General features: G+C 35.9%; 26 protein-coding genes, 2 pseudogenes and 1 riboswitch. Of the genes and pseudogenes, 9 read left to right on the forward strand and 19 right to left on the reverse strand.

What is annotated here, in order from left to right:
- Window positions 1-120 precede the first annotated feature (120 nt).
- From FC57_RS05765 to FC57_RS05785, 5 genes are all read right to left on the reverse strand, one after another.
- Window positions 121-1,107 (reverse strand): ribose-phosphate diphosphokinase, encoded by a 987-nt coding sequence (locus FC57_RS05765; RefSeq protein WP_040530136.1) that lies wholly within the window; start codon window positions 1,105-1,107, stop codon window positions 121-123.
- Window positions 1,108-1,301: 194 nt separating this feature from the next.
- Window positions 1,302-1,721, reverse strand: coding sequence for a hypothetical protein (locus tag FC57_RS05770; protein WP_007127022.1), 420 nt, complete (start codon window positions 1,719-1,721; stop codon window positions 1,302-1,304).
- Between the two features lie 80 nt (window positions 1,722-1,801).
- A complete protein-coding gene (locus FC57_RS05775; RefSeq protein WP_007127023.1) occupies window positions 1,802-2,440 on the reverse strand; it encodes an NAD(P)H-binding protein in 639 nt (212 codons plus the stop codon).
- A gap of 85 nt (window positions 2,441-2,525) precedes the next feature.
- Complete coding sequence (locus FC57_RS05780; RefSeq protein WP_007127024.1) at window positions 2,526-3,182, reverse strand: alpha/beta fold hydrolase; 657 nt, start codon at window positions 3,180-3,182, stop codon at window positions 2,526-2,528.
- An 11-nt stretch (window positions 3,183-3,193) separates the two neighbouring features.
- A complete protein-coding gene (locus tag FC57_RS05785) occupies window positions 3,194-4,009 on the reverse strand; it encodes a glycosyltransferase family 2 protein (RefSeq protein ID WP_007127025.1) in 816 nt (271 codons plus the stop codon).
- A 153-nt stretch (window positions 4,010-4,162) separates the two neighbouring features.
- Here FC57_RS05785 and FC57_RS05790 point away from each other — a divergent pair, with 153 nt between their 5' ends.
- A complete protein-coding gene (locus tag FC57_RS05790) occupies window positions 4,163-5,113 on the forward strand; it encodes a DUF1002 domain-containing protein (RefSeq protein WP_007127026.1) in 951 nt (316 codons plus the stop codon).
- A 37-nt stretch (window positions 5,114-5,150) separates the two neighbouring features.
- Here FC57_RS05790 and FC57_RS05795 read toward each other — a convergent pair whose 3' ends face one another.
- Window positions 5,151-5,903: a ribonuclease H family protein gene (locus tag FC57_RS05795; protein WP_007127027.1), complete on the reverse strand. Its 753-nt coding sequence runs from the start codon at window positions 5,901-5,903 to the stop codon at window positions 5,151-5,153.
- 98 nt (window positions 5,904-6,001) lie between these two features.
- Here FC57_RS05795 and FC57_RS05800 point away from each other — a divergent pair, with 98 nt between their 5' ends.
- Both FC57_RS05800 and cls read left to right on the forward strand, forming a co-directional pair.
- Entirely contained in the window at window positions 6,002-6,928 is a 927-nt protein-coding gene (locus FC57_RS05800; protein ID WP_007127028.1) for an alpha/beta hydrolase, read from the forward strand.
- Between the two features lie 21 nt (window positions 6,929-6,949).
- The gene (gene cls / locus FC57_RS05805; protein WP_007127029.1) at window positions 6,950-8,407 is read left to right on the forward strand and encodes a cardiolipin synthase; all 1,458 of its coding nucleotides are present in this window, start codon (window positions 6,950-6,952) and stop codon (window positions 8,405-8,407) included.
- Here cls and FC57_RS05810 read toward each other — a convergent pair.
- Entirely contained in the window at window positions 8,402-8,881 is a 480-nt protein-coding gene (locus FC57_RS05810) for a hypothetical protein (RefSeq protein ID WP_007127030.1), read from the reverse strand. The two genes, cls and FC57_RS05810, sit on opposite strands and share 6 nt — an antisense overlap.
- Window positions 8,882-8,970: 89 nt before the next feature.
- Between FC57_RS05810 and FC57_RS05815 the strand changes: the two genes are divergently transcribed.
- The 3 genes from FC57_RS05815 to FC57_RS05825 all read left to right on the forward strand — a co-directional run bounded on the left by FC57_RS05815 (window position 8,971) and on the right by FC57_RS05825 (window position 11,032).
- A complete protein-coding gene (locus tag FC57_RS05815) occupies window positions 8,971-9,675 on the forward strand; it encodes an NAD-dependent protein deacylase (RefSeq protein ID WP_007127031.1) in 705 nt (234 codons plus the stop codon).
- A 63-nt stretch (window positions 9,676-9,738) separates the two neighbouring features.
- The gene (locus FC57_RS05820; RefSeq protein WP_007127032.1) at window positions 9,739-10,257 is read left to right on the forward strand and encodes a methylated-DNA--[protein]-cysteine S-methyltransferase; all 519 of its coding nucleotides are present in this window, start codon (window positions 9,739-9,741) and stop codon (window positions 10,255-10,257) included.
- Entirely contained in the window at window positions 10,244-11,032 is a 789-nt protein-coding gene (locus FC57_RS05825) for a TerC family protein (protein WP_007127033.1), read from the forward strand. Before FC57_RS05820 ends, FC57_RS05825 begins: the two co-directional genes overlap by 14 nt.
- A gap of 60 nt (window positions 11,033-11,092) precedes the next feature.
- On the opposite strand, the gene FC57_RS05830 is transcribed toward FC57_RS05825, so the two are convergent.
- Window positions 11,093-11,452, reverse strand: coding sequence for a DUF488 domain-containing protein (locus tag FC57_RS05830; RefSeq protein ID WP_007127034.1), 360 nt, complete (start codon window positions 11,450-11,452; stop codon window positions 11,093-11,095).
- A 3-nt stretch (window positions 11,453-11,455) separates the two neighbouring features.
- The gene (locus FC57_RS05835) at window positions 11,456-12,088 is read right to left on the reverse strand and encodes a DNA-3-methyladenine glycosylase (protein WP_007127035.1); all 633 of its coding nucleotides are present in this window, start codon (window positions 12,086-12,088) and stop codon (window positions 11,456-11,458) included.
- Between the two features lie 127 nt (window positions 12,089-12,215).
- Window positions 12,216-12,389: riboswitch (Lysine riboswitch) on the forward strand.
- A gap of 111 nt (window positions 12,390-12,500) precedes the next feature.
- Here FC57_RS05835 and FC57_RS05840 point away from each other — a divergent pair.
- The 3 genes from FC57_RS05840 (at window position 12,501) to FC57_RS05850 (ending at window position 15,876) form a co-directional block, all read left to right on the forward strand.
- Window positions 12,501-14,114 (forward strand): ABC transporter permease subunit, encoded by a 1,614-nt coding sequence (locus FC57_RS05840; RefSeq protein WP_040530138.1) that lies wholly within the window; start codon window positions 12,501-12,503, stop codon window positions 14,112-14,114.
- Complete coding sequence (locus tag FC57_RS05845) at window positions 14,114-14,869, forward strand: amino acid ABC transporter ATP-binding protein (protein ID WP_007127037.1); 756 nt, start codon at window positions 14,114-14,116, stop codon at window positions 14,867-14,869. Before FC57_RS05840 ends, FC57_RS05845 begins: the two co-directional genes overlap by 1 nt.
- Before the next feature lie 80 nt (window positions 14,870-14,949).
- A complete protein-coding gene (locus tag FC57_RS05850) occupies window positions 14,950-15,876 on the forward strand; it encodes a DUF805 domain-containing protein (protein WP_007127038.1) in 927 nt (308 codons plus the stop codon).
- A gap of 64 nt (window positions 15,877-15,940) precedes the next feature.
- On the opposite strand, the gene FC57_RS05855 is transcribed toward FC57_RS05850, so the two are convergent.
- The 10 genes and pseudogenes from FC57_RS05855 to FC57_RS05885 all read right to left on the reverse strand — a co-directional run bounded on the left by FC57_RS05855 (window position 15,941) and on the right by FC57_RS05885 (window position 23,621).
- The gene (locus tag FC57_RS05855; protein WP_081445828.1) at window positions 15,941-16,861 is read right to left on the reverse strand and encodes an HNH endonuclease signature motif containing protein; all 921 of its coding nucleotides are present in this window, start codon (window positions 16,859-16,861) and stop codon (window positions 15,941-15,943) included.
- The gene (locus FC57_RS05860; protein WP_007127040.1) at window positions 16,862-17,509 is read right to left on the reverse strand and encodes a YfbR-like 5'-deoxynucleotidase; all 648 of its coding nucleotides are present in this window, start codon (window positions 17,507-17,509) and stop codon (window positions 16,862-16,864) included.
- A 76-nt stretch (window positions 17,510-17,585) separates the two neighbouring features.
- Window positions 17,586-18,710, reverse strand: a pseudogene (locus FC57_RS05865) (family 8 glycosyl hydrolase).
- Window positions 18,711-18,724: 14 nt separating this feature from the next.
- Window positions 18,725-20,032: a glycosyltransferase family 2 protein gene (locus FC57_RS05870; RefSeq protein WP_007127043.1), complete on the reverse strand. Its 1,308-nt coding sequence runs from the start codon at window positions 20,030-20,032 to the stop codon at window positions 18,725-18,727.
- The gene (locus tag FC57_RS11110; protein ID WP_169302928.1) at window positions 20,025-20,171 is read right to left on the reverse strand and encodes a hypothetical protein; all 147 of its coding nucleotides are present in this window, start codon (window positions 20,169-20,171) and stop codon (window positions 20,025-20,027) included. The genes FC57_RS05870 and FC57_RS11110 overlap by 8 nt, the downstream gene beginning before the upstream one ends.
- Window positions 20,164-20,634, reverse strand: a complete 471-nt coding sequence (locus FC57_RS11270; protein WP_007127045.1) for a hypothetical protein — start codon at window positions 20,632-20,634, stop codon at window positions 20,164-20,166. Before FC57_RS11270 ends, FC57_RS11110 begins: the two co-directional genes overlap by 8 nt.
- Before the next feature lie 33 nt (window positions 20,635-20,667).
- Entirely contained in the window at window positions 20,668-21,024 is a 357-nt protein-coding gene (locus tag FC57_RS11275; RefSeq protein ID WP_007127046.1) for a hypothetical protein, read from the reverse strand.
- A gap of 107 nt (window positions 21,025-21,131) precedes the next feature.
- Entirely contained in the window at window positions 21,132-21,272 is a 141-nt protein-coding gene (locus tag FC57_RS11115) for a hypothetical protein (protein ID WP_003548644.1), read from the reverse strand.
- Window positions 21,273-21,342: 70 nt separating this feature from the next.
- Window positions 21,343-23,133 (reverse strand): annotated as a pseudogene (locus tag FC57_RS05880) (glycerophosphoryl diester phosphodiesterase membrane domain-containing protein).
- Between the two features lie 86 nt (window positions 23,134-23,219).
- A complete protein-coding gene (locus FC57_RS05885) occupies window positions 23,220-23,621 on the reverse strand; it encodes an iron-sulfur cluster biosynthesis family protein (protein WP_007127049.1) in 402 nt (133 codons plus the stop codon).
- Window positions 23,622-23,695 lie beyond the last annotated feature (74 nt).

A 23,695-nucleotide genomic window follows, 5' to 3' on the forward strand; every position in this document is an offset into this window, starting at 1 on the left:
TTTAACTAGCACCACGCGTACTATTTATAAATAGTTTTATGATCGATCTATTCAACTTTTTTTGTAAAAAAATAATCCTCACACTAGTGAGGATCATTATAACTCAACTGTTGGTTACTTTTACTTTAAACGGTTTTGTTCGTCAAAGATTTGGTGAATTGAACGATCATTGTAAACATAATCGATACCACGTGCTAAAAGTTGATCTACAGAAATACGAACCATTCTGTCTGGGTAACGAGTATGCTTAATAGTATCAGTTACAACGATTTGTTCAATTGGCAATTCATTAAGTACTTCAGTTGCATTCTTTGAAAGAAGTGCATGAGTCGCAGCAACGTAAACTTTCTTAGCACCAGCTGCTAAAACTGACTTAGTTGAAGATGAGATACGAGAACCAGTATCGATTAAATCATCAACGATGATACACTTCTTATCTTTTACATCCCCAATAATATCGTGAACTTCAGTATCATAGCGTGCACCTCTTTGATCAACAATAGCAATTGGAGCATTGAAGTATTGACCAAAATTACGAGCAAGCTTAGCACCTGAGTGATCAGGTGAAACAACTACGATATCATCGTCTTCCTTAGTGGCAATACCATTATCTAAGAAGTATTGGCCAAGAAGTGGAATAGCATGTAAATGATCTACAGGAATGTTGTAAAAACCTTGAATTTGTGAAGCGTGCAAATCAACAGTGATCAGACGATCCATACCAGTTAATTGAAGCAAGTTAGCAACAAGCTTGGCAGTGATAGGTTCACGTGAACGTGTCTTGGTGTCTGAACGTGAATATGCTAAGTATGGGACTACCACGTTAATAGTATGAGCTGATGCACGATGAAGTGCGTCCAAAACAATTTCAAGTTCCATAAAGTTTTCGTTAACTGGATCTTGAATAGATTGAATAACGAAAACATCACAACCTCTAACTGATTCACCAATATTAACTTGAATTTCACCATCGCTAAAGTGATGAACTGCAGTTTCGATCAGTGGTTGATGCAAAATTGAAGCAATTTTTTCATTTAATGCGGGGTTACCACCTAACCCGATCACCTTCATTGGGTGCAATAATTGATGGAGTTCTTCCTTGTTCATAGCTACCTCTTCTGAAATTTTTAACACATATACAGATCTATTATATACAAAAAAACCACTCTTATAAATAAAAGAGCAGTGATTTTAGCTATCTTTGAATTTACGTCCCTTTTTGCACGCAAATTCATGATTTTTCGTCCAAAAAAGGACGCAAAATTTTGCGTCCCTTTTTACGTTCAAAATGAAACGTAAATCTAATTAATTTTTCTTCTAGAAATTCCAAACAAAATCAACCCAATAATGGCTGCTAATTCTGGAACAAATAAGTTTTGAAAATTTAGATTTAAATTATGAATGAAATAGACTAAACAAACCGCCGCAACTTCTATTGCAACTGCTACATCCCGCAAGTTGATTATTCTTGTCGCCTTTGTTACAAAACCAATGATTAAAGCAATAATCCCGATAACGACTAAAATTCCACCAGTAAACATCAGTATTGATGACTCATCGAAATCATTTAGCACCGGTATTGCTCCGATCATTAAAACTAGTCCAAATACTATGAAAACTGTACCTGCAGTAAACCAGTTAAACGCTTCTTGTCTTTCTTTTAGGCCGAAATAGGCTAACGCAATTGCAACCAATAAGTTAATTATCAATACTATCCACATTTTTATTATGTAACCCTTTATTTGTTAATATAAAAATCGCACTCTTTTTGGAGAGAGCGATCATTTTATTTTAATTCAAATTAATACCAACTTGGCTTGTCGCCTTCAGTACCTGGCTTACCTAAACCAATTGACTTATCAACGTCTTCCTTAGGATTCTTAATCAAGTGATAAATATATGCAGCTACAGACTTACGTGAAACCTCAGTGTCCTTAATAGGTTCACCTTTTTCGCTCTTTTCGTAGTCAACTTCATCCTTGTTAGTCATCCAAGTTGGACGAATAATAGTGTAATCCAAACCAGATTCTTCAATTCTCTTAGCAGCCTTAGCATATTCAGTAATGTAGTCGCCTAAAGTTTCTTTATTCCATTCACCGAACTTGCCAGGAACTTCGTCATAAATGCCTAAAGTTGAAATCCAAATAATTCTCTTCACATTGGCATTCTTCATAGCTTCAACAGTGGCTTCAGCTTCCAAGTCAATTTCATCTTTGCCACCTAAGTTAGCATAAACGATGTCTTGACCTTTCATTGCTTTCTCAAGTTGAGCAGCATCTGTAGCACTGCCTTCAAAAATCGTAGCTTGATTCTTTTTATCTTCCATACGAGCAGCGTTACGTAAAAATAATGAAGGCTTAACTTCTTTATCCGCGAATAAAAACTTTTCTACGATTTGGGCTACTTGTCCGTGAGCACCAAGTACTACAACTTTAACCATAATTTGCTCCTTTTCAATCTAGTCAAAATTTATTATGCAATCTTACTACTTTCCATACTAGACCAAAACGAAAAAATAAGCCAATTTACTTACAAAAATCTTTAATTAGATCAAGTAATTTTAGGCTTCTAACCGCATAACTATCATGGGTTTGACGAGGCATAATTACTAATCGAGCATTAGGCATAAACTGACTATACCAACGGACATGCTCGACCTTAACCCAATCTTTTTCTCCTACTACACACAAAGTTGGCGTCGTAATCTTTTTGAGATCATCAACGGAAATAAATGACTCAGTTAGTTCAACTCGACTATCACGATCTAACTTAAAAAAGCGGTGAAATCCTTCAGTTAAGTAGTGGTATGGACGGATACCTGCCCCATTGACAAAAACGCCAGCTACAATCATTTTCTTAAAAATTTGTGGATGCTGTTTAGCAAGCATCATTGCTACTAAACCACCAGCATCAAAACCAAAGCAGTAACACCCTTCAATCCCTACTTGTTTGATAAAGGCATAAACGTCTTCTACTTCAGTTTGATAATGTTCCGCAATATCGCCTTCACTTAATCCATGACCACGCATGTCCAAAACATAAACAGTATAGTAAAGAGAAAGCGGAGCAACGATCTTGTCAAACATGCCACCATCTAAATGGTGTCCATGAAGAAGAAGCAAAGGTGTCCCTTTGCCTAACTTGTGGTAATAAAATTCGACACCATTAACTTTTTCTTTCATACAATCCTCTCTTATTGAACGTCACTATCGCGCAAAGCTGAGCGATCTAGCTTTTTGCGCATTTTTTCATCTTCACGATCCTTAAGCATTGTCTTAATAATCTTGCGCCATACTCGGTAATTGCCACGAAAATTATCCGCAACTTTTTTAATATTTGGTTGATGAATAATGCTGCCTTTTCTTTGCCAATAATGATAATAAGGTTTTTGCGTATAATAAACGCCTTTGGCAACAGAAATATATTTTACGTTAAAAATTTGATCTTCTAACAAAGAAATATCTCGATCAAATTTTAAATGATATTTTCGAATTATTGCAGTCTTATAGGCTTTGTTCCAGCTGTATCCCTTCATCGGCGAGCCGAAGACATTAGTCAATTTAAGATAGGTCTCACCGCGTGTTAAAAAACCACGCTCTGGGTGACCAACTACACGTGATTTTTTGTCAGGATAATCCATCCAGTAACCACAAGAAACTAGGCTAACATCTGGATGTTCCTCAAAAGCTCTAATAAAAAATGCAGTATAACCAGGATCGACCCAATCATCGCCATCATGAAAGGTGACATATGGCGTATCGATATATTTCATACCGACATTACGTGCATCGGATGGGCCGCCATTTTTCTTTTGAATTAATTTGAAATATGGAAAGCGATTGGCATAGTTCTTGGCTACCTCAACCGAATTATCCGTTGAGCCATCATCAACCACAATCAGCTTAAAGCTCTTATCAATTTGCTTAAGCAGAGCATTAAAAGCGCGTGGTAGATATTGTGCCGTATTATAAATCGGCATAATGATAGTTAACTTAGGCACTTGTAACATATTGTCCCCCTTTGTTGCTACTTATTATACCATCTTCAAGATTTAGGTCGAAATTAAGAAAGTTTTAGTGTATGCTTTATTCTCTCTGAAGAATTTTTTAGTATAATATTTCGTATCAAAGGGAATAAACATTCGATTTAAGAGGAAAAAATCATGAAAAAAATTATCACATTACTTACAGCACTTTTCAGTGTTGTCCTAGTACTGTCATTTAGCCACAAAGTTTTGGCCGATGATGATACTCCAGTTGTAACGCTTGGTACTTCATTGACTGATTCACAAAAAGACGGTACTTTAAAAACTTTAACTGCACCTTTGAATGGTGGCAATTATCAAACCATTACAGTTACCGGATCTGATTTGGTTAAATATTTAAACCCATCGGGTGATAACTTCACCACTTCCTCTGGCGTTTGGTCCAGTGCTATGATTCAAAAAACTAGTAGCGGTTCAGGTATTAACGTGAAAATTTTGGATTACAATGGCAAAAACAACATCACAACCATTACTGCTAACCAATACAAGAACGCAGCTTTAACTGCTGGTATTACTGATGCTAATATTTACGTCACTAGTGCAATTCCAATTGACGGTTCCGGTGCTTTAGCTGGTGTTTATGCTGCTTATGCTAAAAATGGCAATGCTTTAAATCAAAAGCAGGTCAATGCAGCTCAAGATGAAATGAATACTTTAAGTGGTATTACTCAAGACAATAAAAATAAAAAAGGCTATTCAGATGCCCAATTAAACAACGCTGTAGCTGGTGCCAAGAACGAAATGGCTAAGCAAGGCCAAAATATTTCTGATAGTCAAATCCGCGATATTGTTAATAATCAAATCAATATCAACCATTTAGGCAATACTATTAACAATAACCAAAAGAATCAAATCGTTAATTTATTAATCGAAATTCGTGATTCAGGTGCGCTTAAGAACGGTGACTTTAAAGGACAAGCTGCTAAATTGTCCAGCCAAATTGAAAATGGTGCTAAAAATATTTTTAATAAATTCAATACTCCTGAAAACCGCAACTGGTTACAACAATTGTGGGATAGCATCGTTGGTTTCTTTAGTCACTTATTTGGCGGAATTATCTTAGGTTAAGCAAAAGGCTTGGAAATTTCCAAGCCTTTTACTTTTTTTACATGTGATTATCCATATAACGATTCAATTCATGATCAACAAATTCATTGCCACGATTATTGGCATGTCCCTTCGTCCATTCAAAAGTGGTATCAGGAAATTTCTGCAACAAATGATCTAATTCTTTCCATTCTGGAACATTTTTAAGTGGACCTCCAGAGCGTTTCCAACCACGCTTTTTCCACCCTTGCAACCAGTGTTGATTGATGGCATTTAAGACATATTTAGAATCAAGCACAAACAACAAATGCTTTTCATTAAAGCCAAGTTCAATCAATTTTTTCAAAGCATTAATCAAAGCAGTTTGTTCCATCTTATTGTTTGTAGCGCCGTATTCACCACCTGAACCATGAACTGATTGATCGTCCCATTCAATTAAATATGCCCACGCTGCTTTATCCGTCTTTTTAACATGACCACCGCTATGAACGCCAGTATTACGTGAACCACCATCAGTATAAGTAGTTGCAAAATAATTGTCATTAGTTGTTATTCGCTTTTGAGAGACTTTTGAAACAGGCTTTGTACTATTTTCTCTTATTTTTTTAATCGCATTTTCTAGCGTATCATCCTTACGATTCAATGTTTCCTGTCGAGCTTTTTCTTGCCAGCCTAAATAATCAATAGCGTCAGTAATATTCTTAAAAGATTTATACTCAGCTTCAGAAAAGCCATCAACTTGTTCTTTGGCCTCATCCCAACTGCGGTAAACACCTGGTTTACGGCCCTTTTTTACTGCATAAAACTTCATAAAATACCTCAAAAAATCAAAAAACTTCTGCTCAATGTTAAAATATACTTATTATTACTAACATTATAAGGAAAAAACAAAAAGAAGGTGGGCAAAAGGTGTTCTTTAACAGTAAAAAATATGCAGAGGAAGCTGAAAAAAATCATCGTCATAATCTTCAGCAAGAGCCTAGCATGTTTAATATGATTTCTTTAGGACTGCTTGCCACCTTTGGCCCAACCCGTATTTTCCTTAAAATGCACAAACGTCATATTATTAATCAAGCTAAGATTGAATCTAGTAGTTTAACACAAGTACCTATTATTTACTTCCATGGCTTCCGTGGTGGAGATTACACGACCAACGTAATGGTTCACCAAGCTACTAAAGACAAAGGCAATGAAAAGTTTTTAAAGGTTACTGTCGATCTGTTAGGCAATTTCAAGCTAGAAGGTACTTGGACCAGCGACAAGCATCCCATTGTTCAAATAGCTTTTCGCCAAAGAATCGTTGGTATCTACGGGATTGACTATTACCTTAGCTTTGTTCTTCCTTTTCTAGCTAAACGCTATAATTTCCGTAATTACATTGCAGTTGCCCATTCTTTAGCCTGTCCTTGCATTATTCGGACGGAAATGAAGCATTATTCTAGCAAAACTTTTCCGCATTTAATCAAATGTGCCATGATTGCTGGTCCCTTTGATGGTGTTACTTATCTCGGCGATATCCCCAACGTTAATGTTCTAAACGAAAAAGGTCGACCAACTATGATGAATCCCCATTACCTTTACCTTTTGTTCAATCGAAGGAAATTTAATCCTAACATTTCAGTCTTAAACATTTATGGCAATGTACTAGACAACACCAATACGGACAAATTCATCTCAGTAGTTTCAGCTAAAAGCATTCGTTATATTCTTGCTCCTAAAGCTCACTTTTATCAGGAAGTCGAGGTTCGAGGCAAAAACGATGCAGAACATAGCTGGATGCATGACAATCCTTTTGTAATTGATATCATCGATAAATTTCTTAATCTAAAAAAGTAATTTCTATGTTGGAGGAAGACAATGATCTGGTGGCATGACTTTATCAGAATTATTTTTATTACTAATACAATCTTAGCCTTCTACATCGTTTTCCACCGTAGAAGATCCGTATCTACCACTTGGGCTTGGTTAATCATTCTGCTTATTTTCCCAGTAATTGGTCTTACTTTATATGCTTTCTTTGGTCGAGGTATTTCCCAGGAAAATATTTTTGCTATTAATAAACAACGACACATTGGACTACGCAATGTCCAAAAGTCAATTGCTAAAGCACCGAAAAAGACCAGTTCTTCCGATACGTCCAAAGCTGGTGAAATTGCAATTAACTTTTTTAACCATAAACATGAATCGCCATTAACTAAAAACAATAAAGTGGAATTGTACACTGATGGTGAAGTGTTTTTCCATGATATGCTTAAAGACATTGTTCGCGCTAAAGAAACAATTAATGTCGAATTTTATACTTTCTACAGCGACAATATTGGCAATCGTGTTTTGCAATTATTAATCAAAAAAGCACGACAAGGCGTGAAGGTTCGCGTAATTTATGACGCTTGGGGCTCAATGGGAGCAACTAAAGCCTGGTTTGATCAATTACGCCACGCTGGAGGCGAAGTATTGCCTTTCATCACTTCTAAAAATATGATCACTAGATATCGTATTAACTATCACTTGCACCGCAAAATCGTAGTTATCGATGGTAAAATTTCCTGGACTGGCGGATTTAATATTGGTGACCAATATCTAGGCAAGAAAAAGAAATTTGGTCACTGGCGTGATAGTCAAGTGCGTATCGTGGGCTCAGCTTCTCTCCTGCTTCAAGAGCGATTCGTGATGGATTGGAACGCATCCGTTAAGCGTCCAGCACAGCTTATTCGCTTCAATTCCACTCTTTTCCCAGATCTTGATGAGAAAAACATTCATCAGGATGACGTCGCTACGCAAATCATTTCAGATGGTCCCGACCGTTATACGCCTTACATGCGCAACGGCATGATGCGACTAATGTTGTTAGCGAGAAAAAGATTGTGGATTCAAACCCCATATTTGATTCCAGATGATGCGGTTTTTGCAGCTTGGCAAACTATTGCAATGTCTGGTGTCGACGTTCGCATTATGATTCCATGCAAACCAGATCACCCTTTCATTTACCGTGCTACTCAATGGTACGCTAATGAATTGACGCGGTGCGGCGTTAAAATTTATATTTACGAAGATGGTTTCATGCATGCAAAAACCACTATCGTTGATGATACTTTTTCTACCGTTGGCTCCATGAATCAAGACTACCGTTCGTATGATTTAAATTTTGAAGACAATGCTGTTTTTTACGATAAAAAATTCAATCAAAAAATGGTTCAAGTATTTGAAGAGGATATGAAAAAGTCCCACCTACTCACACCTGAAGAAATAAAAAAACAAGGACGCTTATTGCGTACCTTGCAAAGCTTCTCACGTATGCTTTCACCAATCTTATGATTGGATTTCTACGGGAATATTTTTACCGATATATTTTTGCAGAGCTGGAAGCACTTCGGTGACCTGAATGCGGAAACGCATCATGTAGGCACGATTATTATTAGTTCTAAAAAGTGCCATGACCAGCGGCTTCTTTTGACTAGGGACATTAATTAAAGTGATATTGGCAATTTCATCATACTTAACAGTACGCTTGAAATAGCCAGAAACCACCATTCTTTTAGCGCTAAAGCCAGAGAAGCCATCCACAATACTAATTAATAAGAATAAGGCTAGAAAGACATTGAGACCTGGATCGCCCTTTTCGATATAGTTCCAGGTAAAACCTAACCAAATAAAAATAATTGCCCATATAATTGAGGAGATGCGATAACGTCCGTGAAATTCAACTTTAGCCTGCCAATACCAACTGTAACAAGCATAAGCAAGCATGATAATATTAACTACGATGTAAAAATAGGACATATAAGTCATAAAAAATTCTCCTCAACAGCTTCATTTTTTTCTATTATAACAAAGGCATGATTTATAATTAAATTAATGAATTCTAAAGGAAGCATTTTATGGAACAAAGTGATTTGACTGAATTACAACAAGATATCAATAATGCAAAGCATATCGTTTTCTTAACCGGTGCTGGTGTCTCAACTCATTCAGGCATTCCCGACTATCGGTCAAAGAATGGTATTTATAATGGCGTGCAGGAAAGTCCAGAGACAATTTTGAGTCCCGATACGCTCTATAATCGACCTCAATTTTTCTATCATTTTGTGATGAACAACATGTACTTTCCAAATGCTCGTCCTAATTTAATTCATAAAAAGATTGCTGAAATTTGTAACCGTAAGGGTGATCTAATCACACAAAATATTGATCGCCTAGATACTAAAGCCGGGAATCAACATGTAACAGAATTCCACGGAAATTTGTACAAAATTTATTGTACTAAGTGTCATCACCCCGTTTCTTATAAAGAATATGCAACCAGTTATCTACACAAAAACTGTGGCGGTATTATTCGACCTGGTATTGTGCTTTATAATGAATCCATCAATCCAGAGACTTTAAATAATTCTATTGAGATCATGCAAAAATCTGATTTAATTATTATTAGTGGCACAAGCTTTGTAGTTTATCCGTTCGCACAACTCCTAGCTTACCGCCAAGAAAACGCCAAGATTTATTCAATTAATAAAACAGAAATACCTGCTCCTGGCGTTAAGCAAATTATTAGTGATGCATTAGATGTATTTAAGGAATTGAATTAGAATACACGGTTTGTTATTCTTAGACTATTAGTTTTTTTAACATTTATAGGTGGTGAAAAAAACATGGCAGAGGTTTTTTATTATGATTATGTTACGATTGCACCGTGGACATACTTTTTAACGGCGTCAGAATTCGGTTTAACATATGTAGGGCTTAAAGGAGATGAAACTGTTTCACCTATTTTCAGTTTCTATCCTCACCGAATGCTCGTACGTGATCCTAAGAAATTGGCACCATACACTAAACAATTAAAAGAATATTTTGCTGGAACAAGAAAAAAATTTGATGTTCCAATAGATATCTCCGAGTTTGGCACTGATTTTCAAAGAAAAGTTTTACAAGCAGTACAACGTATTCCTTACGGAATGACTATCAGTTATGGGGATGTAGCAACAAGTTTGCCTGATGCGACTTCTTCTCGTTCAGTAGCACACGCTGTTGCCTTAAACCCAGTATTGATTTTTATTCCTGATCATCGAGTTATTTTATCTAACAATAAGGTAGGAACTTACCGATTAGGACAAAAAGAAAAGATTAGATTAATAGAATTAGAAAAGAGTCATTTGCATGACAATTCTTAAAATGTACGCTCCCTTCTTTGATCTAGGTAATTGGGCACATGTCTTAACTAGTGGCAAAGATTGGATGATTATCCTAACTTTGATTTTAATGGAATGTCTTCTTTCAGTTGATAATGCCGTAGTTTTAGCAGCTCAGACTCAAGTTTTGCCTACTAAGTCGGAGAAAGAAAAATCATTATTATATGGTCTTTGGGGCGCATATCTTTTCAGATTCATCGTTATTGGAATTGGTACTTACTTAATCAACTTCTGGGAGATTAAGCTAGCTGGAAGTATTTATCTTTTCTACCTGTCCTTTAAGTTCTTCTATGATCAACGTCATCCTAAGCAAGCAGCTGAACATGAGAAAGAAAAAGAAGCACGTGAAAGAGCACGTCATAAAGGAAAGAAAAAGAGAAAACATGTCCTTTCACTATTTTGGCGGACTGTTATCTCAATTGAATCAATGGATATTGTATTTTCAATCGACTCAGTTTTGGCAGCGTTGGCTATTTCGGACAATCCAGTTGTTGTTTTAATCGGTGGAATGATCGGAATCCTATGTATGAGAGGGGTTGCCGAGATCATCATCAAGTTAATGGATATTATTCCAGAATTGCAGCCAATGGCTTATGTACTGATTGGAATCATCGCATTGAAATTACTGTTGGCATTACCGCCGCTGAAATGGGAAATGCCAAATACGGCATTTGCGATTATTGTTTTCAGTATTTTAATTCTTACGATTCTATTCCACTTTTGGCGAATCAAGAAGCATGGGCACAAACATATTTAATGAAAAATAGAGCACAGTTTTGGCCGTGCTCTATTTTTGTATGATTTTCTGCTATGTTTACTACAGTTTTTCTTCTACATATTCTTTCAAGACAACTGCTTGATTGTGTTCTCTATTCTTTGCACCATAAAGGAAAAGTACATCACCTTGTTGCAACTTTTCTCTTACTGTTTTAATAAACTCAGGCGTAAAATCATTATCATCTAATTCCTTGATATATTTTTCTTCAAACTTAGGGAATTTTTCATCTTCATGATTAAACCATTTTCTCAGTTCATTAGTAGGGCCAATCTGCTTGTCCCACTCACCTAAATCTGCCTTAATCTTGCTCATGCCACGAGGCCACATCCGATCGACCAATATTCTATAGCCTTCAGGTTGTTCATGATCATAAATTCTGACTAACTTAATTTCTGACATTTTTTACTCCTTCCAACCATGATCTTCTCGCATATCTCGCTTTTTCATATCAGAGACAAATGGATTACCTGCAACATAATAACGCAAAGGTTTCTTAGCCCACTCTGGATCTGACTGATTAATTCCCACACGTGGAGCTGCAATAATTTCCTGGGGAATCTTCTTATGATTATCATCAAGGTCAATTGTAAATGGCGAATCTGATAGAAAATGTAAATCCCAATGACGACTGTGAATACCAAAGGCTTGCATCATTTTTGCTGGACCATTAGTTAACAATACGCCTTGCTTGCCACTACGATTTTTAATCATTGTATCTATTCCCCAGATGGGTTCAATCGCTCTAACCAAGACCCCTTGTGGTTCATTTTCTTCCTGGCAAGCAACATCGAAGAAAAAGTATTGTCTCTGAGAATAAATATAAATTGTTCCACCTCTACGGTAAAGTCCCTCATTCGCTTGACTTCTACGACCTGCATAAGAGTGAGCAGCACGATCTTTTTTGCCCATGTAAGCTTCAGCTTCAACAATATAGCCACCTAATTTTTCACCATTATTAAAAATTAGAGGGCGACCAATTAAATCTTTAGTTATTTTGTCAGTTGTATTTTGTGTGAAATATGTTGTGTAATCCATAGCTTTTTCTCCATTCGTTACTTATTTTACGACTTATATCAATAAGAGTTCTTGACAATAATCAAGTAATTTCCATTTGACAATAAATTAAATATAGTTTAATCTCTTTATCAGTTAAATAATTTTCCAATGCAATAGAGGTTGCGACAATCACAAGATATTTTGGAGTCCGCGAAGATGCAGAAGATTATCTCAGGATTGCCGCCGAAATGGATTCAATATTCGCGTATTAATCTGTTGGGCTATAGAATAATATTCTATAGACTGTCCTGGTTAGTCCCCAGGGAGCGCTATAAGATTTGGTTTAAACACTGATGATTATGACCTCGCGATTCTTTGGAATAGCGAGTTTTTTTATTTACGCTTTATTGTATTGGCTTTATGTTAAAACTATTTTTTGGAGGTTTTACAATTGAAGTCAAGATTTAGATGGGTTGCTGCATTGATGGCAATTCTTCTCAGTTTATTTATTGGATTCAGCTTTAACAGTCACGAGACTCACGCTGCTAAAAAAGATTCCAATACGTTAAAGATTGGTATGGAAGCAAACTATCCACCATATAACTGGACTCAACCTACTAAGTCCAATGGTGCTGTTCCAATCGATGGTTCTAATTCCTACGCTAATGGTTACGATGTACAGATCGCTAAGATCATCGGCAAGCGTCTTCACAAAAAAGTTATCGTTGAAAAGACACAATGGGATGGACTTCTACCAGCTTTAACTTCAGGCAAGATTGATCTGATCATCGCTGGTATGTCTCCTACTCCAGAAAGACGCAAGGCAATTAACTTCTCAGCTCCTTACCGTAAGAGTACTTTTGTTGTTATCACTAACAAGGCAAGCAAGTATTCTAACGCCAAGAAGTTAACTGACTTCAAGGGTGCTAAGTTGACCGCTCAACAAGGTACTTTACACTACGATTTAATCAAGCAATTAAAAGGTGCTAAGCGTGAACCCGCTATGCGTGACTTCTCAGCTATGCGTCAAAGTTTAGCTTCTGGTACCATTGATGGTTACGTTGCTGAAGATATCGAATTTGAAAGTTACCACAATGTTAACCCTAACATCATTGCTGTTAATTTGAACAAGATGGCCGGCTTCCACGTTGACCATGACGATTCTGTTACTAGTATCGGTGTTAAGAAAGGCAACACTAAGCTTTTAGACGAAGTTAACGCAACTTTAAGAACTATTTCTAATAAAAAACGTGATCAATTGATGTCACAAGCCGTTAAGGAACAACCTAAGGCTGGCAATGAAACCAAGAAAGAAAACTGGTTAGTTACTACTTGGAAGCAATATGGTGGCATGATCATGTCTGGTATCGGCATGACTTTACTCTTAGCCTTAGTCGGTACTATCGTTGGTTTCTTCATCGGTTTATTAGTTGGTATTGTTCGTACCATCCCTACCCCAACTACTCGCGGCAAGCGTTGGGCACTTAACTTTGTTAAGTGGTTACTTTCAGTTTACGTTGAAATTTTCCGTGGTACTCCAATGATGGTTCAGGCAGCTGTAATTTACTATGGTATCGCTCAATTCTGGCACTTAAACCTGAATAGAACTTTAGCCGCTTTAATCATTGTTTCTATCAACACTGGTGCCTACCTAGCTGAAGTTATCCGTGGTGGTATTATTTCAACTCCTGAAGGTCAATTTGAAGCTGCTAGTGCTCTTGGTATGACTCATAACCAAAGAATGTGGCACATTATTTTGCCTCAAGCTATTAGAAACTGTTTACCATCAATCACCAACGAATTTATCGTAAATATCAAGGATACTTCAGTATTGAGTATTATTTCAGTTTCTGAATTGTTCTTCGTTGGTACAACAATTGCCAGTCAATCATTTAAGTTCTTCCCAACTTACTTAATGATTTCAGCAATTTACTTGATTTTGACATTCACTATTACTAGAATCTTCAACTTCATTGAAAAGAAACTTGAAGGTAATAAGAATTACAACTTGATGGCTAACCAAGTCCAAGTTGGTACTCCAAAAGATGCGGAGGCTAACAACTAATGACAAAAAGTAACGAAGTAATTTTAAGTTTAAAACACATGCAAAAGTCCTATGGGGCTCACAAAGTATTAAAAGATATTTCTTTTGATATTAATAAAGGTGAAATCGTAACAATCATCGGTCCTTCTGGCGGTGGTAAGTCTACGACATTGCGTTGTATTAATTTGCTTGAAGAACCTACAGGTGGCGAAATCGATTTCCACGGCGAAAACATTTTGCACCCCGGCTACAACCGCAACGCCTTTCGCTCAAAGGTCGGCATGGTATTCCAACAATTCGATTTATTTGAAAACAAAAACGTGTTGGAAAATTGCATGATTGGCCAAGAATTAGTCTTGAAGCGTTCAAAAGATGAAGCACGTAAGATTGCTATGGAGAACCTTAAAAAAGTTGGTATGGATCCATTTATTAAGGCTAAGCCACAACAATTATCCGGTGGTCAACAACAGCGTGTCGCTATTGCACGTGCTATTTCTATGAATCCGGAGGTTCTACTCTTTGATGAACCTACTAGTGCCCTTGACCCAGAAATGGTTGGCGAAGTACTAGAGGTTATGCAAAAGTTAGCTACAACTGGTTTGACAATGGTCATCGTTACTCACGAAATGGGCTTTGCCAAGAGTATTTCTGATCGTGTATTGTTCATCAGTGATGGAATTATTACTGAACAAGGTTCACCTGATGAAATTTTTGATCATCCAAAGAATGAAAAGACACAAAAGTTCTTAAGCAATTTTAGAAAAAATGAATTTTAAATTCAAAAGGGCGAGAAGTTTAATTACTTCCCGCCTTTTTTAGCGTATAATTAGACAAAATTAATATTGGAGGAGTAAAAATGAATAATCGAGTATATTATTTCATCAAATCCTATGATGAAAATCTGCCCATGCCCCCTGCAGAAAGTTTTGTCCAAATTTTAAATGAAACTTATTTGCATCCCTTCGACTGGAAAGCAAGAACCACACGTAAATCTTTCTGGTGGAGTGTTTTAATTAATCCTATCATCAGCATCTTATGCATCATCTTGAGCTTCTACGCCTTTAATGAAAACATCAATCCTGGTATTAGAGTAATTGATGGTGTTATTGCACTTGCCGTTTACATCTGGATTTTTTTAGCTGGACTAGGTCAAACCGTTCGTCGCTTACATGATGTCGGTTATAGTGGCTACTGGTACTGGGCTGCTTTTACTGGCTATGGCGCAATGTTTTTATTCTACTTAGAATTACAACCATCTGCTCAAAGAAAAGTTAAATGGGGCCAATATCTCTTTAGCAATCAAGATTATCCTCAAGGTCATGAAGATAAAGTCCCAGTACCAACTATTGGTCAAATTTTAAAGGAACACTTTTTTGATTGTTTCAAATGGAATGCTAGATCTACCAGAACCTCTTTCTGGGTCGGAACTGCATTTAGCCAGGTAATAATGAGCATTTCTATTTTGTTCATTTACCTCTTTTCTTTCTTATTTGCCTTCATTCCTAGTCCGATAGTAAATGAACATATTCCTACGGCTGTAGCCATTGCCTTTCTTTGTTTCTTAATACTTGTATTAATCATTACAATCTGGGCATTTTTAGCCCAACTAGGACATACTGTACGCCGGTTACATGACGCTGGCTTCAGCGGTGGTTGGTGGTGGTTAAGCATCATCCCTTACTTAGGAGACTTGCTTTTAGCATTTTTGTTGTTCCACCCTACGACTAAATCAGATGTCAAATGGGACAAGTACTTATTTGAACCTGAAGACAGAATAAGATAATTATACAAAACGCTCATTCCTTCAAAATTGGAATGAGCGTTTTATAATGCATAATATTAATTTTTTAAATAATATCTTTATTTTCCTTAATACGCGCTAATTTCCAACCAGTATCAAAATATGTTTTACGGGTTTCACGCAAATCATCATAATCACTTTGCAAACTATCAATTGCATCTTGCAGTTGCTTATTTTGCTTCCGAATTTCATTCAATTCAGGATCATTGATGACACCCTTAAGATGAACCTGAGCAGCTAAGTAACGACGACGATGCTCAAATTCTTCTTTTAAAGTACCTAGCGCATTTTCATATTTAACCAGCTTTTTGTTAATACCAGAAATTTGATCATTCAGGTGAATAAACAACTCATATGGCATATCAGACTTGATTCGATTGCATTCAGCACAAGCTAGGGTTAAATTATCCAAACTATTATTGTGACTAAGCGAAACAGGATCCTTATGATCAACGCTTTGCCCGTGTCTGCCACAATACTGACAGCGATATTTATATTTAGCACGAATGCGTTCACGATCAATGAAATCAACTTCATTCAGCTGAAAATTGACCTCTAACCTCAGTTCTTTCAAGTTCTGAGCAAAAGTAACGCCTTGGTTAGGTATATAACCTAGCTTGCCATCTTCGCTCTTAATTATTGCTAAATTAAGATCTGCGCGCTTTATTTGTTGTTTAGCAATTTCATTGCCATCATAATCTTGTAAAAAGGCCTCATACTTTTTACGATCCTTTTTATTTTTAACAATCATATCTGGCTTTACAGTCGCTTCTTTCTCTTTACCTACATAAGTGTAAAGCAGACCCTTAGCAAAAGTAGCTACCGCTGTATTGGCATAATCTTCCGCATTTAAGCCACGAGTTAAACAAATATCGCAAATACTTGTTAATTTTGGGTTCATTAACCCAGCCTGTTTAAAATGCAAAGAGTCCATGCGTAAACCACATGAACTGCATAGAAATTTCACCTATTCATCATCCCCTAACAATAGAATGCTAAAAGCTATCCTTTGCATTTTATCCTTTCCGGCGAAATCACCTTTAAACAAATCTGGCAAGATCTTCTTAATAAAGTATTGTACACAAACTAAATCATCAAACTTCTTAATAGTTTCCAGACTTTCTTTAAACATTTGCATATATACCGGATTAGGATTGCCTAATTCAATTTCACCATACGCTTCATAAAGCAAATCTAATTTATCACAGATTGACAAGATTTTGCCTTCCAAGGTATTATCTTTGCCTTCTGAAAGTCGCTTAGTATAAATTTCCTGAAATTCTTCAGGGATCTCATCCTTAATAAATTTGGTCGTCATCGTTTCTTCAACGTCACCGATCATTTTTCTAAGTTGAGGAGTGGCATATTTAACTGGCGTCTTAATATCACCAATAAAACGTTCAGTATAGTCATGATTTAGACTCTTTTCATACAAAGCCTTCCAGTTGACCTTCTTTTTGCCATGAACTTCTTCAATATCACCCATCATTTGAGCAAGTTCAGCTGTTCTGAAACAGTGGTCAGCTACTGAGTGATGATGATACTTAAAGTAGCCTGGTGCACGATCAATTGACTCTAAACTATTAAAACCTTGAATGTATGCATTTAATCCCATATTTTGTTCCTCCCCAATACTTTATAAAAATTTTTACTATGTTACCAAAAAAAGGGAGGACCTGCAAGACACAATTCTAAATTCGATCAGCAGATAAAGCTACGATAGTCGTTAAAGCTGCATCATAATAATTCCTGGTAGGCAAATGGCGAGTAAAAACATATTGCTGGGACATAAACAAATTGTCATAGCCCTCGTTACGATTAAAAGTTACTGCATCAAATATTGGTGCACTAAAACTAGCGGACTGATATTTATTTAATGGCGTACCCTTTAACGTATAGCCAGCAGTTACAGTGGACTGTTTGCTGAAGAATTTAAGCATACGCTTAAGAGTATTTTGTGCTAATGGATCATTACAGTCTGCAAGCATTAAAGGAACACGACACGCATTAGCTGAGAAATTGCCATCGTTAACAGTTGCGACAGTTTTAGGTTTTGCAGGAATAGCATGCTTAGCAGTTACCTAAGCAAAATCTGGTACTAAACCGCTTTTGTGAAGATGACTTAGCTCATTTAATCGCTTAAGCATCGTTTTTTTAATTATTAACCAACGACCATCACCAGTTGCTTGATAGAAATTATCGAAAAATTCCGGCATTACATCTGATGTACGCATAAGATTATAATATTTTGACTTGGAATTGGCCCAATCACCCACAGTCAAGGTCTTAGTCCGAGCATTATATTCATAATGTAAAATATCAGCTAGTAAAGCTGTTGCTTCATTTTTATACTTTTTATTCTTCCACTGCTTACTTGCAAGTAATAATGCCTGGGCAATAAATAAATCACCATCTGTAGCACTATTTTTATCTATTGACCATTTGCCTTTCTTTTCAATTGCACGCCATGACATTAACATTGTCTTTTTCTTATTTACTGTGTCACGATGCTTTAGATAAAAATTGTTTAATTGCTCAAAGTCTTTTTGGTGACCCCATTTTCTCTCAGCAGCCAAAGCAGCAATATACATTCCGTAGCCTTGTCCTTCTGATAAAGCAACTTTTTTATCTGTATGTGGAGTAGTATTGACATACTTTTCATCAGACTTCATTTCCACCACATAATATCTCTGCCAGTGTAGATAAAAACTACGACGTACTTCCCGGCTATTATCAAACCGAACATATGCCATAATTGCCACAAAAATGGCAACCACGGTTACTATATACAGCGATAAATACTTTCGTCTTTTCATTTTCTTTTCCCAAATTAATCCGCAAATCTCTTTGTTTTAACCCATTTTGTCCCATCACGATGAAAAATTTTATCGCAAAAAACAGAACAAACTGCATGAACAGAAACAATAATGAATAATTGCGAGTAAGTAAAATATGACGCCAGAGATAACCAAATTTGCTCTGTAGTTGCCTGCCCATATTGCGTACACATTGCCACATTAATTTGTAAAATATAAAGCAAGATCATGAGTAGCCAATTAAGCAACAATATCTGAGCTAACAAAATGTTGCTAGAAGTAATGGTAAACGGCAAAGTAACATTCGGTTGCCAAATATGAATAATCATCGCACACAAATTAGCTAGAAAGATAAAATCTGATAGTACAATTGCGGCATTAAACCAAAAGAAAGTACATGAATAATAAAAAGTTTCTAGTTTAACTCGCCAATTACTATGGTCAAAAAGATGCTTGAAATTGCCAATTACTACTTCATAGTTACCTTTAGCCCAACGTAATCGTTGAAAATAGTAATCTTTCAACTTTTCTGGTTCTTGCTGGAAAGCTTCAGAATTATATGCCAAAGCTATTAATTTACCCGATCCCATAATTTTAAATGAAATATCTGTATCTTCAGTTAAAGCGCCGTTACGCCAGCCTCCAATTGATTCAACATACTCTTTATTAATAATGAAATTCGTCCCAGGAATACGACCTATTTTAAATAATTGCCAAATTCCACAGTGTTGTATTCGCTGCGTTACAACAATTTCCTGGTTAATGCATCTAGTTAAAAAGTTCTGCTTAGCGTTACGCGTTTTGTTACGACCGAAGGCAGCCATGTAGCGTTGCGGATTTCCTAAAACCTTTTTAACTAAAAAATACAATGCATTTTCTTCTGGCATTGCATCTGCATCATATACGCCCAAATATTCACCATGTGCAATTTTTAGTGCATCATTTAATACACCAGCTTTACCACCTGTACCAGTTCTTCTGATCACTTGCACATGATGATGACGATATTCTGGCCTTCGAACTACTTCATCTAACACATCCGCCGTTTTGTCTTCACAATTATCTGCATAAAATAGCACTTCTAATTTATCCTTGGGATAATTTAAATTCAAAATTGCTGTTGCTGTTTTTTCAATTACTACCTCTTCATTATGAGCTGGTACGACAACTGTTATTTTTGGATAACGTGGAAGTGGCGTAATTTTAACTAATACTTTACTGTGTTTTAACCAAAATACAATTGCCCCACTTAAAGTAATAATCGCCATTAAAAGTGAAAGCCAAATAGAAATCAAAGTAATTATTTGCATTGCATCATTCATTTTTCTTATTCCTTTTTGACTTAATCAATGTTCTTTCAACGTTGTAATAGATCTGCATTGCGCAAATAAAAATTACGATGAAACTTATGATAAAGATCAGCGTAATTCCAATTGCTAAGAAGTAAAACCAATTAGTCATTTTGATCATCCTTCAAGTATTCAACAATAATATCTGTCTCTAGTCCTCGCTCCAAATGTTTCATCACGTTATCAAGAGTATCGAATTTTTTATAATTAGTTTTGTCAATTCTTTGTGTCGCTACTTTGAGCATTAATGGGATATCAACATCCAGTGCCTGCAAACGAACATGTGCTTCTTGATTTAATTTCTGATACATATCATCCGAAACTTGTGGCGAAATAATCAAAAACATGCCGTCACCCATATAATAAATGAATTCATTCTTTAGACGCGTGTCCTTCAAGACCTTGGCAATTTTACGCAAAACCTCTGCGTAATAATCTGGATGATATTCCGCAACTTGTTGATGGCGGTCCCAACGAATTAGCTCTACGTTAGTCCAGAGATCCCAATCAGCATAATTTTCTATCTGTTTAATTTCATTCTTATAAAATTTATTGGCATTATAACCAGTTTGCAATTTAACATTTAAATCATAGTGATCAATATGCCGTTAAACGTCTTCATCTCTACTCCAGCCAATATTCCAATGTAAAAGATGGTGGCGAATTACACTAAGTAAACTAGCCTCAATTGGAAAGGCAATAATTAAAATTATCTTTTCAGGAGTAGGCATAACTACATAGCCTAACAAAAGAAAACCTGCAGCTATTGTCGTTAAAACAATAATCAGCCAGCTAATTGTGTATCTAGCTGACGATAACCCAACAAAAATAGCCAGTACAAATACCATCATTACGCCATTAGTAACATTAGGTGAAAAGGAGTCTGCTACCCAAAGCGTAATTACCGGAAAAATAAGTGCTGACATTAATGCTAGATATACTAGTCGAATATATCTCTTTGTCATCTTCTCAATCCCTCTTCAAAAATTCCCCACGACAGAAAAAAAGACTACTAAAAAATCTTAGTAATCTCTTAGTAGTCTCTCTGTTTTTTATGTTTTAAAAAACGAAATTACTTGTTTTCGTCTTTTGCGGCCTTGTTAAGAAATGCAACAACTGCTGCTACGTGAGCAACACGCTTCTTTGCGTTTCTCTTGTTCTTAGGTCTTTGGTTTGGTTCACAACCAGTGTTGTAATTTTCACCTTTACGCATAGTACTATACTTCCTTTCAGATTTTCGAAAATCTAGTATAGTTTACCATGCGACGCCTTTCAGATCAAGTCTATGCTTCAAGATCATTAGGCATTCGTACAACTGTAATGTAATTTAGAATTCTATTAGCATAACTTGAATTCCGTTGAAACTCCTTAATTGTTTTCTTAGCCAGTCCCACTTTATCAGTAATAATGCCATCAACTTGGTCATACATCATCTCTTTCATTAATCTCTCGTCATTAATTGTCCAAGCATAAACGGGATGATCTTGTAAATGAGCTTGCCAAATAAAATCAGTATTCAAAGTTGAATATTCCATTGAATAACCATCAGCCAAGCTATGCGGATAAGTGAAATTATATGGCTGAATATAAAAGACAGTAAGTTTAGGATTAATTTGATGAAGGCCTTCAATGACATGATAGTCAAGCGATTGGAGTTGATATTTATTCTTAAGAACCGTCTTACCGTATTTTTCGTTAAAGCGTTCTAACATTTCTTTAGAATCATTCGGCGTTGTTTTAATTTCAACTAACAGTTTTCGATGTAACTTTTCGGCTTCTTTAATATATTGATCAAAACTAGCTAATTTTGCTTCATGACCATTATCTTTAGCAATTAATTTAGTTAATTGTTTTAAAGTCAGCTGACTAGGGACCTCATCAAGACCTGTTAATTTATTTAGATTATCATCGTGTACAACAATGAATTGCTTATCTTTAGTTTCATGCAAGTCGATTTCTACAAAATCTGGTTTTTCTTTTGCCGTTTTCTTCAATGACTGAATCGTATTTTGTACACCATTTTGATCATCTACTCCACGGTGAGAAATAATTAATGGTGCGTGGGCATTAACATGTATCAAATAGAAAATATTTGTAGCTACTGCAGTAACAACTACCGCTCCGAATACCAAGGAAGTGAAGACAGCTAAAGTTCTATGTTTTACAGCGGTTCTTGTTTTAATTGGTAATCGCTTCAGTTTTAGTGGTTTAAAGACAATGAACAAACTTAAAACAGTAGCATACACAATCGTTAATTCACTAACAATCTGAATAAGCGTAAGATTAGCAATTGCAAAAATTAAAGCAGGATATTTCCCTGGCAATAAATCCCATAAAAGCTGTAAGCCATAAACTACCAAATAAAAGATTCCTATAGCGATTGCAACAACAATTCCTAGAACAAGTAAACGCCAAATGATTGACCACCATTGTTTGTTTTTAGTTAAACGCCAGCTTTTCTTCATTGCCATTCTGGTTTTCTTCTATTCAAAAATCATGAGTGGCAAAGTAAACAACAATCTCACTCCAAGGAAGAACACAATTACATAAAAGACTAGCAATATCGTAAGTAAAATTGGCGTTCTAGTCATATAATCCAAAATAAATTCAGGGATCTGAATTTTTGCCAATAATGGCGTCCGGAAAACAATGTCAGCGAAAGGAACGATTAATAGGAAATAAATAGATAAAAGTAATAACGAACTTAAGCGTATTTTTTTAATATTTTGCCAAGTTTGAATAAAACTATGCTTTAAAGTAAAAGAATCATTACAAATGTCGTGAATCCCATGAAGCAAATAAGCAAACTGAGCATAGATTACCACTAGCAAAAATAGCAATTCTATAATCAAGATGATAAAAATAAAAGTATGCGTAGTTATGATCGTCACTACGTTTTGATAAGAAACAAAAGGAATTGCACTAGCTTGCAAGATGAAAGTAGTAATGTAATGGAAAAAAGGAATGACAATAAACTGATTCAATAAATCTAAACTGAGAAAAAGCATCAAGTATCCTAGCCAATGCTTTTTGAACTCTTCAGTATAGATTCTTAGTTCTTTAAAAAAATCCATTTTTCTCTCCTCAATATCTAATCACTTTTTCTATTCTAAACTAAAAAGCGAGGGTAATCCCCTCGCTTCAGATAATATTCAGTTTTTTAGCATTGACCGCCATTCTTTAAATCATCTTCAGTAACAGCTTCTGGTTTAAATTGCGATACAGTCATACCACCATCGATAATGCCACTATCTGATGACAGACTTAAAGTTGAATTGCGTGCATTAACTACTAATCCTGGTTCAAAGAAAGTCGTTTCAGGTTGAGCAGTATACAGATCAAGACCAGCGTTATTCTCAAGTTTAATATTGTATTTAGGGTCCTTATTAGCTAAAACTACAAATTGGAAGCTATCGCCAATAGTACAAGTACCTCCCTTTTTAGAATACTTGTTGGAACCATCATCTAAAGCTAAGATAACGATTTGGTGATCAGGATCCATTTTGCTTTTAATTGCTTCTACTGCGTCAGGTTTAATATTGATTGAAAAATTTTCTTCCATAACATTACCTCGTTTCAGCCTATATATTACTTACTTAAATATAGCATCTGTAAGCCTCTTCTCACTAAAAATAT

It is taken from the genome of Lactobacillus ultunensis DSM 16047 (assembly GCF_001436305.1).
In the GTDB taxonomy this organism is placed as follows: domain Bacteria; phylum Bacillota; class Bacilli; order Lactobacillales; family Lactobacillaceae; genus Lactobacillus; species Lactobacillus ultunensis.

What these genes read in the sequence shown, in the direction of transcription:
- FC57_RS05830 (WP_007127034.1), bottom strand. Translation starts at nt 11,452, where the DNA reads ATGTCAGAAATTAAGTTAGTCAGAATTTATGATCATGAACAACCTGAA.
- FC57_RS11275 (WP_007127046.1), bottom strand. Translation starts at nt 21,024, where the DNA reads ATGACAAAGAGATATATTCGACTAGTATATCTAGCATTAATGTCAGCA.
- cls (WP_007127029.1), top strand. Translation starts at nt 6,950, where the DNA reads ATGATCTGGTGGCATGACTTTATCAGAATTATTTTTATTACTAATACA.
- FC57_RS05885 (WP_007127049.1), bottom strand. Translation starts at nt 23,621, where the DNA reads ATGGAAGAAAATTTTTCAATCAATATTAAACCTGACGCAGTAGAAGCA.
- FC57_RS05775 (WP_007127023.1), bottom strand. Translation starts at nt 2,440, where the DNA reads ATGGTTAAAGTTGTAGTACTTGGTGCTCACGGACAAGTAGCCCAAATC.
- FC57_RS05810 (WP_007127030.1), bottom strand. Translation starts at nt 8,881, where the DNA reads ATGACTTATATGTCCTATTTTTACATCGTAGTTAATATTATCATGCTT.
- FC57_RS05825 (WP_007127033.1), top strand. Translation starts at nt 10,244, where the DNA reads ATGACAATTCTTAAAATGTACGCTCCCTTCTTTGATCTAGGTAATTGG.
- FC57_RS05795 (WP_007127027.1), bottom strand. Translation starts at nt 5,903, where the DNA reads ATGAAGTTTTATGCAGTAAAAAAGGGCCGTAAACCAGGTGTTTACCGC.
- FC57_RS05785 (WP_007127025.1), bottom strand. Translation starts at nt 4,009, where the DNA reads ATGTTACAAGTGCCTAAGTTAACTATCATTATGCCGATTTATAATACG.
- FC57_RS05850 (WP_007127038.1), top strand. Translation starts at nt 14,950, where the DNA reads ATGAATAATCGAGTATATTATTTCATCAAATCCTATGATGAAAATCTG.
- FC57_RS11110 (WP_169302928.1), bottom strand. Translation starts at nt 20,171, where the DNA reads ATGACTAATTGGTTTTACTTCTTAGCAATTGGAATTACGCTGATCTTT.
- FC57_RS05770 (WP_007127022.1), bottom strand. Translation starts at nt 1,721, where the DNA reads ATGTGGATAGTATTGATAATTAACTTATTGGTTGCAATTGCGTTAGCC.
- FC57_RS05820 (WP_007127032.1), top strand. Translation starts at nt 9,739, where the DNA reads ATGGCAGAGGTTTTTTATTATGATTATGTTACGATTGCACCGTGGACA.
- FC57_RS11115 (WP_003548644.1), bottom strand. Translation starts at nt 21,272, where the DNA reads ATGCGTAAAGGTGAAAATTACAACACTGGTTGTGAACCAAACCAAAGA.
- FC57_RS05780 (WP_007127024.1), bottom strand. Translation starts at nt 3,182, where the DNA reads ATGAAAGAAAAAGTTAATGGTGTCGAATTTTATTACCACAAGTTAGGC.
- FC57_RS05790 (WP_007127026.1), top strand. Translation starts at nt 4,163, where the DNA reads ATGAAAAAAATTATCACATTACTTACAGCACTTTTCAGTGTTGTCCTA.
- FC57_RS05845 (WP_007127037.1), top strand. Translation starts at nt 14,114, where the DNA reads ATGACAAAAAGTAACGAAGTAATTTTAAGTTTAAAACACATGCAAAAG.
- FC57_RS05870 (WP_007127043.1), bottom strand. Translation starts at nt 20,032, where the DNA reads ATGAATGATGCAATGCAAATAATTACTTTGATTTCTATTTGGCTTTCA.
- FC57_RS05815 (WP_007127031.1), top strand. Translation starts at nt 8,971, where the DNA reads ATGGAACAAAGTGATTTGACTGAATTACAACAAGATATCAATAATGCA.
- FC57_RS05835 (WP_007127035.1), bottom strand. Translation starts at nt 12,088, where the DNA reads ATGGATTACACAACATATTTCACACAAAATACAACTGACAAAATAACT.
- FC57_RS05765 (WP_040530136.1), bottom strand. Translation starts at nt 1,107, where the DNA reads ATGAACAAGGAAGAACTCCATCAATTATTGCACCCAATGAAGGTGATC.
- FC57_RS05860 (WP_007127040.1), bottom strand. Translation starts at nt 17,509, where the DNA reads ATGGGATTAAATGCATACATTCAAGGTTTTAATAGTTTAGAGTCAATT.